At 70.7% G+C, this 15,664-nt stretch carries 15 protein-coding genes; 6 read left to right on the plus strand and 9 right to left on the minus strand.

The window, feature by feature from the left end:
• Positions 1-466, plus strand: a 466-nt coding sequence (locus tag ACKOB8_RS14435) for an ABC transporter permease (protein WP_526378418.1), incomplete at its 5' end; no start/stop codon positions are given.
• Between the two features lies 1 nt (position 467).
• Complete coding sequence (locus ACKOB8_RS14440) at positions 468-1,307, plus strand: ABC transporter permease (RefSeq protein ID WP_526378420.1); 840 nt, start codon at positions 468-470, stop codon at positions 1,305-1,307.
• Positions 1,308-1,320: 13 nt separating this feature from the next.
• Here ACKOB8_RS14440 and ACKOB8_RS14445 read toward each other — a convergent pair whose 3' ends face one another.
• Positions 1,321-1,869, minus strand: a complete 549-nt coding sequence (locus ACKOB8_RS14445; RefSeq protein ID WP_526378422.1) for an isochorismatase family protein — start codon at positions 1,867-1,869, stop codon at positions 1,321-1,323.
• 71 nt (positions 1,870-1,940) lie between these two features.
• Here ACKOB8_RS14445 and ACKOB8_RS14450 point away from each other — a divergent pair, with 71 nt between their 5' ends.
• A complete protein-coding gene (locus ACKOB8_RS14450) occupies positions 1,941-4,904 on the plus strand; it encodes an aminotransferase (protein ID WP_526378424.1) in 2,964 nt (987 codons plus the stop codon).
• 10 nt (positions 4,905-4,914) lie between these two features.
• Here ACKOB8_RS14450 and ACKOB8_RS14455 read toward each other — a convergent pair whose 3' ends face one another.
• Positions 4,915-5,619: an MBL fold metallo-hydrolase gene (locus ACKOB8_RS14455; protein WP_526378440.1), complete on the minus strand. Its 705-nt coding sequence runs from the start codon at positions 5,617-5,619 to the stop codon at positions 4,915-4,917.
• A 193-nt stretch (positions 5,620-5,812) separates the two neighbouring features.
• On the opposite strand from ACKOB8_RS14455, the gene ACKOB8_RS14460 reads away from it, so the two are divergent.
• Positions 5,813-6,328, plus strand: coding sequence for an RDD family protein (locus tag ACKOB8_RS14460; RefSeq protein ID WP_526378442.1), 516 nt, complete (start codon positions 5,813-5,815; stop codon positions 6,326-6,328).
• A gap of 3 nt (positions 6,329-6,331) precedes the next feature.
• Here the strand turns inward: ACKOB8_RS14460 and ACKOB8_RS14465 are convergent, their stop codons facing one another.
• Together ACKOB8_RS14465 and ACKOB8_RS14470 are read right to left on the minus strand one after the other, a co-directional pair.
• Positions 6,332-8,317, minus strand: a complete 1,986-nt coding sequence (locus ACKOB8_RS14465; protein ID WP_526378426.1) for a DUF7064 domain-containing protein — start codon at positions 8,315-8,317, stop codon at positions 6,332-6,334.
• Between the two features lies 1 nt (position 8,318).
• A complete protein-coding gene (locus ACKOB8_RS14470; protein ID WP_526378428.1) occupies positions 8,319-9,857 on the minus strand; it encodes a carboxylesterase/lipase family protein in 1,539 nt (512 codons plus the stop codon).
• Between the two features lie 32 nt (positions 9,858-9,889).
• Between ACKOB8_RS14470 and ACKOB8_RS14475 the strand changes: the two genes are divergently transcribed.
• Positions 9,890-10,582, plus strand: a complete 693-nt coding sequence (locus ACKOB8_RS14475; RefSeq protein ID WP_526378430.1) for a hypothetical protein — start codon at positions 9,890-9,892, stop codon at positions 10,580-10,582.
• A gap of 20 nt (positions 10,583-10,602) precedes the next feature.
• On the opposite strand, the gene ACKOB8_RS14480 is transcribed toward ACKOB8_RS14475, so the two are convergent.
• A complete protein-coding gene (locus tag ACKOB8_RS14480; protein WP_526378444.1) occupies positions 10,603-10,974 on the minus strand; it encodes a hypothetical protein in 372 nt (123 codons plus the stop codon).
• 80 nt (positions 10,975-11,054) lie between these two features.
• Between ACKOB8_RS14480 and ACKOB8_RS14485 the strand changes: the two genes are divergently transcribed.
• The gene (locus ACKOB8_RS14485) at positions 11,055-11,390 is read left to right on the plus strand and encodes an RNA polymerase-binding protein RbpA (protein ID WP_526378432.1); all 336 of its coding nucleotides are present in this window, start codon (positions 11,055-11,057) and stop codon (positions 11,388-11,390) included.
• 15 nt (positions 11,391-11,405) lie between these two features.
• On the opposite strand, the gene ACKOB8_RS14490 is transcribed toward ACKOB8_RS14485, so the two are convergent.
• From ACKOB8_RS14490 to ACKOB8_RS14505, 4 genes are all read right to left on the minus strand, one after another.
• Entirely contained in the window at positions 11,406-12,179 is a 774-nt protein-coding gene (locus ACKOB8_RS14490; protein WP_526378434.1) for a polyprenol monophosphomannose synthase, read from the minus strand.
• Entirely contained in the window at positions 12,176-13,816 is a 1,641-nt protein-coding gene (gene lnt / locus ACKOB8_RS14495; protein ID WP_526378436.1) for an apolipoprotein N-acyltransferase, read from the minus strand. Before lnt ends, ACKOB8_RS14490 begins: the two co-directional genes overlap by 4 nt.
• Positions 13,809-15,344 carry an amidohydrolase gene (locus tag ACKOB8_RS14500; RefSeq protein WP_526378446.1) on the minus strand — a complete coding sequence of 512 codons (1,536 nt, stop codon included), beginning with the start codon at positions 15,342-15,344 and terminating at the stop codon, positions 13,809-13,811. Before ACKOB8_RS14500 ends, lnt begins: the two co-directional genes overlap by 8 nt.
• A gap of 80 nt (positions 15,345-15,424) precedes the next feature.
• A partial coding sequence (locus ACKOB8_RS14505) for an HNH endonuclease signature motif containing protein (RefSeq protein ID WP_526378438.1) occupies positions 15,425-15,664 on the minus strand: 240 nt, incomplete at its 5' end.

Consider the following 15,664-nt stretch of genomic DNA (forward strand, 5'->3'; position numbering starts at 1 on the left):
CGGCGCGGTGGTCTCGGCGCTGGGATCGGTGGGGCTGCTGCCCAGCGAGGGCAGGCTGCTGTCGACCAGCTGGGCGGTCATCGGCGGACTGGCCTACAACTGGATCATCTTCATGATCCTGCCCATCTATGTGAGCCTGGAGAAGATCGACGCGCGGCTGTTGGAGGCGTCCCGCGACCTGTACGCGTCCAACCGCAGGATGTTCGGGAAGGTGATCCTGCCGCTGGCGCTGCCCGGCGTGCTGGCCGGCAGCCTGCTGGTGTTCATCCCCTCGGTCGGCGACTTCATCAACGCCGACTATCTGGGCAGCACCAAGACCACCATGATCGGCAACGTCATCCAGAAGCAGTTCCTGGTGCTCAAGGACTACCCGGTGGCGGCAGCGATGAGCTTCGTGCTGATGGCGCTGATCCTGGCAGGCGTGCTGCTCTACACCCGGGCGCTGGGCACCGAGGACCTGGTGTGAGGTGACCACCCAGGCCGTCACCACCCTCACCGAACCCGGACGTAGCGTCCGGGGGACCTTCAAGGTGGGCGACCTGGCGCTGCGTGTCGTCGCCGGTCTGGTGTTGCTGTATCTGTTCGTGCCGATCCTGGTCATCGTGGCGTTCTCGTTCAACGACCCCGCGGGCAAATTCAACTACACCTGGCAGGGCTTCACCCTGGAGAACTGGTTGCACCCGTTCAAGTACCCGGCGTTGACCAAGGCGCTGCTGCTCAGCTTGAACGTCGCCGCGGTGTCGACCGCGATCGCCCTGGTCCTGGGAACCCTGGTCGCGATCGCCCTGGTGCGCCAGCGCTTTCGCGGCAGCCGTGCGGTGGACACCTTCCTGGTGCTGCCGCTGACCTCGCCCGAGGTGGTGATGGGCGCCTCGCTGCTGACGCTGTTCCTCAGCATGGGCTGGGCGACCGGCTACCTGACGGTCCTGCTGGCCCACGTCGCGTTCGAGATCAGCTTCATCGCGATGACCGTGCGCGCCCGGATCAGGGGTTTCGACTGGACCCTGGAGGACGCCTCACTGGACCTCGGCGCCGGTCCGACCCGGACGTTCTTCAAGGTGACCCTGCCGCTGATCGTCCCGGGCATCATCGCGGCCGCGATGCTGTCGTTCGCGCTGTCGCTGGACGACTTCATCATCACCTATTTCGTCAGCGGATCGACGGTCACCTACCCGTTGTACGTCAACGCCGCCACCAAGGCCGCGGTACCGCCGCAGATCAACGTGCTGGCGACGGCAATCCTGGTGATCAGCCTGATCCTGCTCGCGGCGGGAACGCTCTACCGGCGAAAGCGCACCGTCAGCTGAGCCCGCCCCCGCATCAGATGAGTTCGACACCCGCCGCCGACAACTCGGCAAGGGCCGCCGCCGTGGACTCCGGTGCCACACCGACGGTCAGGTCGAGCAGTACCCGGGTCGCGAATCCGGCCCGGGCGGCGTCCAGTGCGGTGGCCCGCACGCAGTAGTCGGTGGCGATGCCCACCACGTCGACCGCGTCGACGGCGTGCTCGCGCAGCCAGTCGGCCAGTCCGACACCGTCGGCGGTCCCCTCGAACCCGCTGTAGGCGGCACCGTGGGCACCCTTGCGGAACACCGCCTCGATGCCCGAGGGGTCAAGTCCGGGGTGAAGTTGTGCGCCGGCAGTTCCCGCCACACAGTGCCGCGGCCAGGAGGTGGCGAAGTCCGGGCTCTCGGAGAAGTGCCCGCCGGGGTCGACGTGGTAATCCGTCGTGGCGATCACGTGGTCGTAGCCGTGTTGGGCGCCCAGCAGGGTGTCGATCTTCTCGGCCACCGCTGCACCCCCGGTCACCGCGAGGGATCCCCCCTCGCAGAAATCGTTCTGCACGTCGACGATGACCAGCGCCCGCACGTTTTTCACGCTAGCCCAGGCAGACCCGAGCGCTGCACCCAGCGGTACTGCACGCATTAGAGTATTGCCCGATGACGGCGTTCGACTTCTTCCAGACCGAGGAGTTGCCGGTTCCGGCGGTGACCCCCGAGCAGGCCCGCGTGATCGCCCGGCAGCACTTCGGGGTGGACGTCACCGCCACCGCGCTGGGCAGTCAGCAGGACGCCAACTTCCTGCTGTCGGTCGCCGATGCGCCGATCGGGGTCCTCAAGATCGCCAATCCGGCTTTCAGCCGCGTCGAGCTGGAGGCCCAGGATGCGGCCGCCGCATTCATCGCGAGCAGTGAGAGTGTGCGGACGGCCACAAACCTCGCCCCTGCCGGCGTGGCTCCGATCGCGGAGATATCGGCTCCTGACGTCGGTTCGAGCACAACGCTTTTCGCGCGCATCCTGACCTACTTGCCGGGCGGTACGCTGACCGGTAGCTGCTATCTCTCGCCTGCCCGGGTTACCGCGCTGGGCGCCCTGGCCGGTCGTACCGCCCGCGCGCTGACGAGTTTCGAACATCCCGGTGTTGACCGCGTACTGCAGTGGGATCTGCGCCACGCTGATCGCACCGTGGAATTCCTTGCCGGGCATATCGGCGACGCGAACCGGCGGGAGGAGGTCGAATCGGCCGCCGCATCCGCCTGGCGGGTGGTCGAGCGACTGGCCGGGGACCTGCCGACGCAGGTGATCCACGGCGACATCACCGACGACAACGTCGTCTGTGCGCCGGCCCGCGCCGGCGGCCTGCCCGACGGGCTCATCGACTTCGGCGACCTCACGCACTCGTGGGCGGTTGCCGAACTGGCGGTCGCGGTGGCCTCGGTCCTCGACCACGAGGGCGGCGAGCCGGCCGGTGTCCTGCCGGCCATCGCCGCCTTCCACGCCCTGCGCCCCCTGGGGCCGGCGGAGATCGAGGCGCTGTGGCCGCTGGTCGTGCTCCGCGCGGCGGTGCTGGTGGTCAGCGGAGTGCACCAGAGTTCGATCGACGCCGAAAACGCCTACGCGGTCGGCAACCTCGCCGACGAGCAACTCCTCTTCGACCGTGCCACCCGAATCCCCGCGGAGGTGATGACCGCCCAGATCCGACAGACACTCGGCGTGGCACACCCGGGCGACGCGCTGCGGGCCACCACCCCGCTGCTGGCGGGCCTCGACCCCGCCCGGGTCAGGAGCCTGGATCTGGGCGCGGAGGCCGATGCCATGGACGGCGGAGCCTGGCTGGACCCGGACTGCGAGGGCCGCCTGGCCGGGCAGGCCATCGCGGCGGGGGCGGCCGCGGTGACGACCCGCTTCGGCCAACCCCGGCTGACGCGCTCGGCGACGCTGAACTCGGCGTCGCCCGCCACCGTCGCCACCGGCGTGCACCTGTGGCCGGCGGCTGCGCTGCCCGTCGCTGCGCCCTGGCCCGGCCGGATCGAGGCGGTCGAGTCCGCCGGCGCGGCGTGCGCCACGGTCCTTACGCTGCGCGGAGAGTCGGGCACCGTCGAGCTGCGCGGCGCACTTCGGCTGCCGGAGACCCCGCTGCCCGACGGGCAGCTGGCCGCCGGCACACCGCTGGGCACCGTCGAGGGCCCGGTGTGGATCCAGTGCCGCCGCGGGACCGAGCCGATACCGGTGCCGGAATTCGTTCGCCCGGAGTACGCCGCGGGCTGGCTGGACCTGGTGAGCGACCCGGCGGTGCTGCTCGGGCTGCCGCCGGCCGAGTCCGCCGTCCACGCCGCCCAGGACCACGCCGATCTGCGCCGGCGGCGGGCACGGTCGTTCGCCACCGTGCAGGAGCACTACTACGCGCAGCCGCCCCGCATCGAGCGCGGCTGGCGCGAACATCTGCTCGCCACCGACGGCCGCAGCTACCTCGACATGGTCAACAATGTCGCCGTCCTCGGCCACGGGCATCCGGTCCTCGCCGACGCGGTGGCCCGGCAGTGGCGACGGCTGAACACCAACTCCCGGTTCAACTACGGCAGCGTGGTGGAACTCTCCGAGCGGCTGGCTGCCACCCTGCCCGACCCGCTGGACACGGTCTTCCTGGTCAACTCCGGATCGGAGGCCGATGACCTGGCGCTGCGGCTGGCGATGGCGGCCACCGGACGCCAGGACGTGATCGCCCTGGTCGAGGCCTACCACGGCTGGACCTATGCGACCGACGCGATCTCCACGTCGGTCGCCGACAACCCCAACGCGCTGTCCACCCGGCCGCCGTGGGTGCACACCGTCCCCTCCCCCAACGCCTACCGCGGCGAGCACCGCGGCCCCGAAGCCCTCCGCTACGCCCCCGAGGCGGTCGCGATCATCGACAAGCTCGCCGCCGACGGCCATCCCCCGGCGGCGTTCATCTGCGAGCCGTTCTCCGGCAACGCCGGCGGCATGGCGCTGCCCGACGGGTACCTGCGGGCGGTCTATGCGGCGGTGCGAGCCCTCGGGGGCCTGGCGATCGCCGACGAGGTCCAGGTCGGCTACGGCCGAACCGGGCGATGGTTCTGGGCCTTCGAGCAACAGGACGTCGTGCCGGACATCGTCTGCGTGGCCAAGGCGATGGGCAACGGCCAGCCGTTGGGCGCGGTGATCACCACCCGCGAGATCGCCGACGCCTACCGGACGCAGGGCTACTTCTTCTCCTCGGCCGGCGGCAGTCCGGTGTCGAGCGTGGTCGGGCTGACCGTGCTGGACCTCATCGAACGAGAAGGCCTGCAGCAGAATGCGCTCAGCATCGGCGACCACGTCAAGGCCCGGATCACCGCACTGGCTGACCGCCATCCGCTGATCGGCACCGTGCATGGCAGCGGGCTGTACATGGGCGTCGAACTCGTGCGCGACCGGTCCACGCTGGAACCCGCCGTCGAGGAGACCGCCGCCATCTGCGAGCGGATGCGCGAACTCGGGGTGATCGTGCAGCCCACCGGCGACCGGCAGAACGTCCTGAAGATCAAACCGCCGATGTGCATCACCCGGGCCTCGGCCGACTTCTTCGTCGACATGCTTGAGCGGGTGCTCAGCTCCGGCTGGTAACACTCGGGCACTAGGCGCGCCGCGCCAGCCAGTCGCGTTGTCGGCGCACGAATGCGGCATCGACGACCGCACCGTGGCCGGGGACGTAAATCGCGTCCTCGCCACCGAGATCCAGCAGCCGGTCCAGGGTGCGCGGCCAGGCCGACAGGTCGGAGTCGGCGTCCACGGCCGGATCGGCGGACTGCTCGACCAGATCGCCGCAGAACACCACCGCGGGCCGACCGGGCCCGTGCGCCGGGACCACCACCACCAGATCGTGATCGGTGTGACCGCGACCCGGGTGCTCGACGATCACCCGACGCTCACCGAGGTCGATCGTGGTGTGCGTGAGAATATCGTCGGGCGGGCGCGCGGCGGCGATCGCGGCGTCGACGTCCTCGGCGCGCGCGCCGTAGCTCAGCGCATGGCGCCGCAGATCCTGCAGACCGGCGGTCAGCGCGACCGCGACCGGCGCCGCGGCGTGGATCCGGGCATCCGGGAATGCCCCGCCGCCGAGCACATGGTCGAAATGGTGATGGGTCAGCACCAGATGATCGGGCGCGGCGCCGCTGATCGCGCCGGCGTCGGCCCCGATCGCTTCGGCCTCCAACAGAGTTGTGCCGCAGTCGATCAGCAGTGCCGAGTCGCCGCCGGTCACCAGGCCGACCGTGACGTCGAGGAACGGAAGCCGACAGCGCCACACACCGTCGGCCAGCGGTTCCCACGCGTAATTCAGCCGGGACTTGATCGGGGGGTTCATCCGGGGACGACGATAACCGACGACGACAACCGACGACGATAACCGACGGTGCCGGTCTGCCCTGCGCGTAGATTGGACGGGGAACGCACGTTGGCCCGAGGAGGCTGCAATGACCAGAGGTTTCGAAGGCGGCTTCGATCCCAACGCCGAGCCGCCGGCCGGACAGCCGATGCCGCCCGATCCTCCCCCGCCGGCCGGCGATCCGGGCGGCTACCCTCCCCCGGCCGGATATCCGGCACCCCAGCAGGGCCCGGCCGGTTGGGGAGCCCCACCCGCGGGCTTGGGCGTGCGCTTCGCCGCGCGGGTGATCGACGGGCTCATCGTCGGCATCGGCGCCGTACTACTGGCGGTGCTGTTCGGCGTGAGCAGGAGCATCATGGTCACCGGGTTGTTCTCCGGGGTGCTGATGTTCGGCTACTTCGTCGCCATGGAGGTGACCCAGGGCCGCACGCTGGCCAAGAGCCTGCTGGGACTGCGGGTGCACGGACCGGGCGGCGCGGCCAAGCCGGACCTCAAACAGTCGGCGATCCGCAACTGCTTCACGCTGCTGACCGTCATCCCCTACATCGGCGGGCTGCTGGCGTTCATCGCCTACCTGGTGATCGCGGTGACGATCAAGGACAGTCCCACCCGGCAGGGCAAACACGACCAGCTCGCCGGCGGTACCCAGGTGGTCAAGGGCTGAGGCTCACAGGTTGCGGTTCCACTCCAGCCAGCCCACCCCGCGGCGGCCGTCGGCGGTGGTGACCGTGGCCCACGCCCGCGGGAACAGACTCACCCGGCCCTCCGGGGAATCGAGCCGCACCGGCGCGTGGCCGCGCACCGAGACGGTCACCTCGAGATCGCCGGGCTGCATGCTCAGCGTCGTCGTCAGCGGCAGCCCGCTGTCGGCGAAGGTCGCCCGCGCGGTGACGGCGGTGGTCTCGACCACCGGTTCGCCGGGCCGCTGAAGGTATCCGGCGCTGACCGGCGGCAGGTCGGGGATGCGCAGATCCACCCCGTGCAGATGGGTGCCGTCTTCGAGGTGCAGCGCGCTCCACACCCAATCCATGGACCACCAGTCCCGCACCCCGTTGGAGTGGTCGCGCTGTCCGGCGACCGCGTGGAAATCGAAGGTCCGGTCATCGACGGTCACGCTGCCGCTGACCGTGCAGGGGATTTCGTAGCGGCTGGTGATCCGGTAGGCGTAGGGGGTGCCGGCGGTGGTCCAGGTCAGGTCCATCGCCAGCCGCGACGGACGACCCGGCTCGCCGCGAAGCAGTGCGGCCGGATCCTCGAAGCTCTGCGCGGGCCCGCTGATCTGGACCCGGTACTGCTGCAGCGGAACCGTTGCGCCGTGGCGCATCTCGATGCCGTCGCTGCTCAGCGCATTCGGGTCGACCGGCAACGGTGCGTGGAAGTCCAGCAGTGCCACCGTGGGTACGTCCGGTCCGCATATCAGGGCATTGATCCAGGCGTGACCCTGATGGGGGATCAGCCCCAGCCGGATCCACCCGCCCAGCCCCTGACCCTCGTCGGCGAAATCCCAGTACCAACTCTCACTCCACAGCGGCTCGTCACCGGGCTGGTGGGCCTTCTCCTCGGCCGGATCCGGTTGCAGCGCCTGATATCCGGCGGGCGCGGGCAGGATGTCCAGCGCTCCGGTGTCGAGCACCTGGCTGCTGTGCCGGTCCAGCATGGTCAAAAACATCCGGTCACCGCGGTCGGTGCGCTCCACCAGCATCGAGGACACGATGGTCATCATCACGCCGAAGAAACTCTGCCGCCGCACCCCGTCGCGCACCTCGTCGAGGGTCAGCGGCGCCTCAGGTCCCAGACCTGCGTGATAGGCGGCGAGCAACTCGTCGTAGTGGGCCCGCCGGTCGGCCACCGGCAGCGCACAGCCCAGGAAATAGGCGACGTCGGTCAGGGCCGGGCCCCAGGTGACGGTCTGCCAGTCCACAACGGTGAGGTCACGCAGCGCCCCGGGCCGGCCGAAGAGCATGTTGTCCAGCCGGTAGTCGCCGTGAACCAGTCCCTTGACGCGTTGCGGGGCCGCCTCGGCGGCGACATAGGCGTCGAAGCTGTCCACCAGCCGCTGGCACACCGTGCGCTGCTCCGGTGTGATCACCTCGCCGTAGCGGTCGAGGAACCCGACGAACAACTGGGTGAGCAGCGCCTGATTCATCGGCGACGCGGCACCGAGCCACGCGGTCGCGGCCAGGGTCTGACTGCCGATAAGCGGCGCGTGCAGGTGGCCCAGGTGAGTCAGCGCCAAGGTGGCGTCGGCCAGGGTCGCGCCGCGGATCTCATCGCCGACCTCCGCGGGCGCGGCGTCGTCGAGCAGCAGCGCGAAGACACCGGAGTCGGGATCGTAGGAGGCGTGGAAACACTGCGCGACGGGTCCGCCCAGCCCGGGCGCCAACTCGGAGTAGAAGCGGACCTCGCGCTCGTAGAGTCCCAGCGCGTGCCCGGTCTGCCTGCTCACCGGATCGCTGGCAGCCACCTTGAGGATCACCGAGGCGGGCCCTTCGCCGGCGGCGTAGTCCAGCCGGACGCGGTAACACTCGCTCATCTGTCCGGTGCCGATGCGCTCGACCTCGAACGCACCGATCCGGCCCGCCCCGACGGCGGCAGTCAGCCAGTCCGCCGTCAGGTCGGCGGGGCGTTCGATGCGTGCCGGGCCCCGGGCCACGTCAGTCGGTGTTCGCCGGCTGATGCGCGCCCATTCCGAAACCCTCCCAGGCCTTGCGGCGATGCGGATGCGGGTCGTACTCGACCCGGGTGTAGTGGTCGAACACCATGACGGCGCGCTCCTCGGGGGTGTAGGCCGGCCAGTCGGCGCTGGGCACCCCGGTTCGGCTGAAGCTGTGCCAGCGGCTGCCGACATGGTGGCTCACCTTCAGCGCCGAGCGGCGGTCCACCCCGGCGGTCAGCGCCGAACCCCACGGCGTGCGGTAGAGATCGAACACCGCCAGCAATTCGGTGGCGTGGGTGGCGCCCAGGCCGGCCCAGTGGAAGGTTCGCGGAGCGTAGTCGTAGCGGTAGACGTAGGTCGGCGCATGACGGCCGTGCGACTCGGCGATCTGCCAGGTCGCCGAGCTGAAGGCGAAGTCACCGCCGAGTTGCACGCACGCCCGGGGGTGCGGATAGCTCGGGTAGGCGCCGGTGATGCGCTCCCGCGCTCCCGGTTCGGCCCGGGACAGCAGCTGCTCGATCGCCGCCTCGGTCGTCGGGAGCAGTTTCAGGATCCGGGTGAAGAGCCTGCCCTCGTGCGCATTGGTGCCCACGATCAGCGGAACCTGATGGGCGGCACCGGTTTTCATCGCATGTAGTGGATCGGCCGGCAAGACGTCATCACCCAGGGTCGGCCCGACCGCGAACGCGCCCACCATCCGATCCATGCTCTGGGCGAGCAGCTTGTCCAGTGCCCTGCCCAGCTGGGCGGGACTGGCCGTCATCACCGTCTCAGCGGCGCGATGCGGACTGACACCGAGCAGATCGACGTAGTGGCCGGCGATCTCACCGGCCGTTTCCGGACTACTGATCAGCCCCGACGCCGGGCTTTCCGAGATCGCCCGCGCGAAGAGCCCCCCGGCCTCGGGCACGGCCAGCAGGGTGGCCACGGCGTGGGCGCCGGCGCTCTCACCGAAGATCGTCACGTTGTCCGGATCACCGCCGAAGGCGGCGATGTTCTCCCGCACCCAGCGCAGCGCCATCACCAGGTCGCGCAGAAACAGGTTGCCCTCGATGGGCGTGTCCGGTGTCGACAGCGACGAGAGGTCGAGAGCGCCTAACGCACCCAGACGATAATTGGCCGACACGTACACGCAGCCGCGGCGGGCCAGTGCCGCTCCGTCGTAGATCGGCGTGGCCGAGCTGCCCAGGATGTAGCCGCCGCCGTGGATGAAGAACATCACCGGAAGCGGCTCGCGGTCGGGCCCCGAGCCCGACCAGCGCGGCGTGACCACGTTGAGCGTGAGGCAGTCCTCACTCATCGGCTGGTACTTGCCGAGTCCGGTCATGGTGTAGCGACGCTGCTGGGGCGCACAGTTGCCGAAGTCGTGGCAGGGCAGCACGCCGCTCCACGGCTGGGCCGGCTGGGGCGCCCGGAAGCGCAGCGGCCCGACCGGCGGTCGGGCATAGGGAATGGAACGCCAGCGGTTGACCCCGTCGCGAACGGTTCCCTCGACCACGCCGCCGGAGGTCGCGACGCGCACGGTGTGGCGCTTCATGGTTGTGACGGTAGCGCGGTTAGCCTGTCGGGGTGCGGGCCGTGCTGCTCTTCGCCGCGTCGGTGCTGGTGGCGGGGTGTTCGCAAGCGCCCTCCGGTGAGCAGCGCGCGACCCAGCTGACGCCGATCTCGCCGTCGCGCCCGGCCGCCGCCCCGACGTCAACGCAGACACCGACGTCAACGCGGACCGGTGCGGGTGCGGCGCCGCCGCCGGGCTCACCGGTCGCGGCGGTGATCGCGTGGACCGAAGCAGCCACCCCGCTTGAGCTGGACGAGTTCCACATCGCGCTGCGGGGCGGGGCCACCACCGCCCTGGGTGACGATGTCGCCTTCACCACCGCGTCGGGTACGACGTGCATGACCGACACCCGCCGCGGCTCGGCGGCCCTGGCCTGCCTGGTCGACCTGCGCGACCCGCCGCCGCAGCCGGCCGAGGTGTACGGGGTCTGGAAGGGCGGGTGGGTGGATTTCGACGGCGCCGGTGTGCAGATCGGTTCGGCGCACGGTGATCCCGGTCGTTTCGCCGCCGGCCAGGGGCCTCCGCTACCGCCGGGCAACTCGCTGGCGTTCGGCGACTTCCGCTGCCGTACCGACACCGAGGTGCTGGTCTGCGTGAACTACGCACGCCGGACCGCGGTGCGCTACAGCGATTCGGGCATCGACACCTACGGATGCACGCGCCAGGCCAGGCCCGCGGCCGGAATCGGCGTCCAGTACAGCTGCTGACCACCGCTGCCGATCACGGCTCAACGCCAACCATCGGCCGCCTCGACGGCCCGCAGCAGAGCGGCACACAGCTCGCGCACCTCGGCGGCCGACGCGCCTTCGGCGACCGCGGTGGACACGTCCTCGGCCGCGCAGCGCACCTGATAGACCCGGTCGGCGAGATCGGCGGCCTCGGCGGCGGTCAGTACGACCGCATCTGGGGCCACCGCGGTACCCCTGACCTGGGCACGCTGCTCATACGCCCGCTGCCGGCAGGACTGCCGGCAGTACTGCCGGCGACGGCCCAGCCCGGCGTCGGGCACGGCGCGCCCGCACCAGCGGCACGGCTCCGGGCGGGCGCGTCGCGTCACGGCATGAGGGTAAACCGCCCGGGCCGCGCAGCCGGGTATCATGGGAAGGGACACAGGGCACCGCGACGGTCCTGAACTGGGCTTTCTGCCCTGCCCCCTCACGAGCGCTAAGGAGAATGACGATGGCTGATCGTGTGCTCAGAGGCAGCCGGCTCGGCGCCGTGAGCTACGAGACGGACCGCAACCACGACCTCGCGCCGCGTCAGATCGCGCGATACCGCACTGAGAACGGCGAGGAGTTCGAGGTTCCCTTCGCCGACGACGCGGAGATTCCCGGCACCTGGCAGTGCCGCAACGGGCTCGAGGGCACCTTGATCGAGGGCGACCTGCCTGAACCGAAGAAGGTCAAGCCGCCCCGGACGCACTGGGACATGCTGCTCGAACGCCGCTCGGTCGACGAACTCGAGGACCTGCTCAAGGAACGCCTGGAACTGATCAAGACCAAGCGCCGCGGCTGACGCTGCGACGCTTCCCTACCGGACCACGCCGCGGGCCCGGTCCAGCCGGCCGCCGATGCCCCACCGGGCGACCTTCACCAGTGCCTCGCGGATGTTCGACCCGCTCATCTTCGACACGCCGAGTTCGCGTTCGGTGAACGTGATCGGCACCTCGACGACCGTGAAGTCGTTGTTGACCGCGCGCCAGGTCAGATCGATCTGGAAGCAGTAGCCCTTCGAGTCGACGCTGGAGAGGTCGATCTTCTCCAGCACCTCGCGGCGGTAGGCGCGGTAGCCGGCGGTGATGTCGCGGATGTCGACGCCGAGCAGCAGCCGCGAATAGGTGTTGGCCGTCCGCGACAGCACCAGGCGCCGCCACGGCCAGTTCCGCACCGTCCCGCCGTCGACGTAGCGTGAGCCGATAGCCACGTCGGCCCCGTTGTCGATCGCATCGAGAAGCCGGTAGAGCTGTTCGGGGGCGTGACTGCCGTCGGCGTCCATCTCCACCAGCACGCCGTACTGGCGTGCCAGTCCCCAGGCGAATCCCGCCAGATACGCCGCACCCAGGCCGTCCTTGGCGGTGCGGTGCATGACGTGGACCCGGTCGGGGTCGGCCAGCGCCAACTCGTCGGCCAGACGGCCCGTCCCGTCCGGGCTGCCGTCGTCGACCACCAGCACATGCACGTCGGGGCGGGACTGGTGCACCCTGCCCACGATCAGCGGCAGGTTCTCCCGTTCGTTGTAGGTCGGGATGATGACCAGCGTCCGCCGGCTGGGGAGCTTGTCCGAAGCCCGTCGCTGGCTGCTCATGCGGCTCCTTCGTCCCGCCGGCGCGCTGTGCGCACGACTCCGGCCCGGCGCGGTCCACCCAGGCGCGGTCCACCCAGGCGCGGTCCACCATTGTGCAGGATCGCGGCCGCCAGCACAGCGGAAGCGGCGGCGACCATGGCCCACTGCAGCCAGTCGCCCCACCGGGTGGCCGGGGTGCGCTCGTTGCGCAGTCGCATCACCACGTCCAAATAGGCGGGGGTGAAGAACTCGGTACGGGTCAGTTCGCGGCCGTCGGGGGCGATCGCGGCGCTGATGCCGGTGGTCCCGGCCACGATCACGTACCGGCCGTGCTCGGCGGCCCGCAGTCGGGCGAAGGCCAGATGCTGTTCGCTCATCCCGGCGTCGAAGGTGGCGTTGTTGGTCGGCACCGCCAGAATCTGCGCGCCGTTGCGGACCGCCGCGCGCAAGGCGCGGTCGAAGATGACCTCCCAGCACGTCGCCACCCCGACCGCCACCCCGGCCGGATACAGGACCCCGCTGCCGCTGCCCGGCACGAAGTAGCCGGCCCGATCGGCGTAGGACGACAACCGCAGGAACAGGGCGCGCCACGGCAGGTACTCGCCGAAGGGTTGCACGATCTGCTTGTCGTAGCGCTCCCCCGGTCCGGTGACCGGATCCCACACGATGACGGAGTTCGACGCGGTCGGATTCTCCGGCGTCGCATCCGCCCGGGCGACGACGGTCCCGACGAGGATCGGCACGCCGATGGCCCGCGCGGCCGCGTCGATCTGCCGCGCGGCGTCGGGGTTGTCCAGCGGATCGATGTCCGAGGAGTTCTCGGGCCACACGACGAACGTCGGTTGCGGTGCGGTGCCGGCGCGGACATCCTCGGCGAGCGCGATCGTCTCCCGGACGTGGTTGTCCAGCACGGCGCGGCGCTGGCTGGCGAAATCCAGACCGAGTCGCGGGACGTTGCCCTGAATCGCGGCGACGGTGACCGTGGGTTCGTCGGCCACCGGCACACCGGCGCGGCGCAGACCGGGTGCGGCGACCGCGGTCACCAGGAGCACCGCGACCACACACGCCGCCGGAACGACGATCGCCCGCGGATTCTGCGGCGTCGTCAGCCCGGACGTGCGCACCCACCGCAGCGTCTCGGTGCTCAGCGCACACAGCGCCGTGCCCAGCAGCACCACCCCGAGCGACACCAGCGGCGCACCGCCCCACCGGGCCAGCGCCAGCATCGGCCCGCCGGTCTGCCCGAAAGCGACGACACCCCAGGGGAATCCGCCGAAGGGCACACTGGATTTGACCCACTCCTGCATCACCCAGACCAGCGCCAGCCACAGCGGCCAACCCGGCAGCCTGGCGACGAGCACCGCGAACAGACCGAACACCGCGCAGAACGCGGCCTGCAGCAGCGCCAGCAACAGCCACGGCACCGGGCCGACCAGCCCGCCGATCCAGGGCAGCAGCGGAACGTAGAAGGCCAATCCGAAGAGCAGCCCGTAGCCGAGCCCGCCGAGCAGTGACGTCCTGGGATGCACCAGCGTCCAGGTGAACAGCGCGATCGCCGGGACGGCCGACCACCACACGCTGATCGGCGGAAAACTCACGCAGAGCAGCAGGCCCGCGACGACGGCCGCGCCCGCCCGCAGCGGAGGACGTCTAACCATGCAGCACGACCCCGCGGTGCACGGTCTGCAGACAGCGCGGGGTCGGGTCGCCGGACCCCAGCCGGGGCAGCGCGGGAACCCGCGAGCGCGGATCGGTGGACCAGCGCTGCACTCCGTCGGGCGGCGCGGCGATGTCGAGGCCGGCGAGGGTGGCCGCGTCCCAGACGGCGTAGGACGCCGCGGCGCCGGGAACGAGGGTGCCGGTGATCCCGTCGCGCACCCCGCCGGCGCGCCAGGCCCCGCGCGTGGCTGCCGCGAAGGCCGCGCGCACCGAGATCGCACTGCCCGGGGTGTGATGCCCGGCCGCGGCGCGCACCCAACTCCAGGGATCGATACTGCTCACGGGGGAATCTGAACCGAATGCCAGGGGCACGCCTGCCGATGCTAACAGTGCCAGCGGGTTGAGCCCGGCGGCCCGGATCGCGCCGAGGCGCCGGGCGTACATGCCGTGCTCCCCGCCCCAGAGCGCGTCGAATCCGGGCTGCACGCTGGCGATGACCCCCCACTGCCCCAGCTTCGCCGCCTGTTCGGCCGACACCATCTCCAGGTGTTCGAGCCGGTGCCCGCAGCGGGCGACCGCGGGGGCGCCGAAACGGTCGACCGTGCGTTCCAGCGCGGCGACGGCGGCGGTGACGGCCGCGTCGCCGATGACGTGGAAGCCGGCCGTCACGCCGGCGTCGGTGCACGCGAGCAGGTGCTCGGTGATGGTGTCGGCGTCCAGGTGACACATCCCGGATACCCCGGGCGCGTCGGCGTACGGCGCGCACAGCCACGCGGTGCGCGAGCCGAGCGCACCGTCGACGAACAGGTCCCCGGCCAGGCCGCGGGCGCCGGTGGCCTCGAGCAGTGCCCGCGCCTGCGCGGCGGAGCCGACGGCCTCACCCCAGTAGCCGACGACCTCGACGCCGTGGCGGGTGTCTCGCAGTTCCTCCCAGTCCTCCAGTCCGCCGATGTCGGGACCGGCGCACTCATGGACGGCGACGACTCCGGCCGAGGCCGCCAGGTCAAGCGCGGCCCGCCGGGCGTCTGCGCGCTGACCGACGGTCAGCAGCCGGCGGGCTTCGGCGCGCACAAGGTGATGGGCGTCGGCGTGCAGCGGCGACTCCGGGTGGAAGCCGGTGGCCGCCTGCAGTCCCGGGATCCGGGCCCGCAAGGCGCTGGAGGCCACCGCGGAGTGCACGTCGATGCGGGCGAGGTAGGCCGGGGTGTCGCCGAGGATCGCGTCCAGATCGGCGGTCGCCGGCGGCTGAGGCCAGGTGGTGTCGTCCCAGCCGTGACCCCAGACGGGCCGGCCGGGGTGTGTGCCGACGTAGTCGGTGAGAAGTTGCAGGCAGTGCGCCAGGCTGGTGGCCGCGCTCAGATCCAGGCCGGTGATCCTCAGCCCCGTCGCGGTCAGGTGCACGTGGCTGTCGACGAATGCGGGCGCGACGAACGCTCCACCGAGGTCGGTGCGCTCGGCGTCGGGGAACTGCTCCAGCCCCACCTCGTCGGCGCCCAGCCAGGCGACCACGCCGTCGCGCACCGCCATGGCCGTCGCGTCGGGGTGCGAGGGGCTGTGCACGCGCCCGTTGAGCAACAGTGTGGTGAACACTCCCCTGGTCACACCTGTCAGTTTGCCCGGCCCGGATCGGTCATCCGATCGAGGTGGTGGAAGGTGTTGATTCCGCCGCGCAGGGGCAGGTGGGGTGGGGGTATCCATTCGACGTCGCCGTTGTGGTGTCGTCGGATGGTCCATCCGCCGGTGGTGAGCAGGTCGTGGTGGGGTTTGCAGGCGAGGATGAGCACGGTGATGTTGGTCTGTCCGCCTGCTGCCCAGGCTTGGACGTGGTGGACCTCGGTGAGGTAGCC

Origin of the sequence: Mycobacterium sp. (assembly GCF_046091765.1) — a bacterium.
Classification (GTDB): Bacteria; Actinomycetota; Actinomycetes; order Mycobacteriales; family Mycobacteriaceae; genus Mycobacterium.

Bases quoted from the DNA above. Each gene is read 5' to 3' on its own strand.
- ACKOB8_RS14450 (WP_526378424.1), top strand. From the start codon at position 1,941: ATGACGGCGTTCGACTTCTTCCAGACCGAGGAGTTGCCGGTTCCGGCG.
- ACKOB8_RS14460 (WP_526378442.1), top strand. From the start codon at position 5,813: ATGCCGCCCGATCCTCCCCCGCCGGCCGGCGATCCGGGCGGCTACCCT.
- ACKOB8_RS14470 (WP_526378428.1), bottom strand. From the start codon at position 9,857: ATGAAGCGCCACACCGTGCGCGTCGCGACCTCCGGCGGCGTGGTCGAG.
- ACKOB8_RS14480 (WP_526378444.1), bottom strand. From the start codon at position 10,974: ATGATACCCGGCTGCGCGGCCCGGGCGGTTTACCCTCATGCCGTGACG.
- ACKOB8_RS14485 (WP_526378432.1), top strand. From the start codon at position 11,055: ATGGCTGATCGTGTGCTCAGAGGCAGCCGGCTCGGCGCCGTGAGCTAC.
- ACKOB8_RS14490 (WP_526378434.1), bottom strand. From the start codon at position 12,179: ATGAGCAGCCAGCGACGGGCTTCGGACAAGCTCCCCAGCCGGCGGACG.
- lnt (WP_526378436.1), bottom strand. From the start codon at position 13,816: ATGGTTAGACGTCCTCCGCTGCGGGCGGGCGCGGCCGTCGTCGCGGGC.
- ACKOB8_RS14500 (WP_526378446.1), bottom strand. From the start codon at position 15,344: ATGGCGGTGCGCGACGGCGTGGTCGCCTGGCTGGGCGCCGACGAGGTG.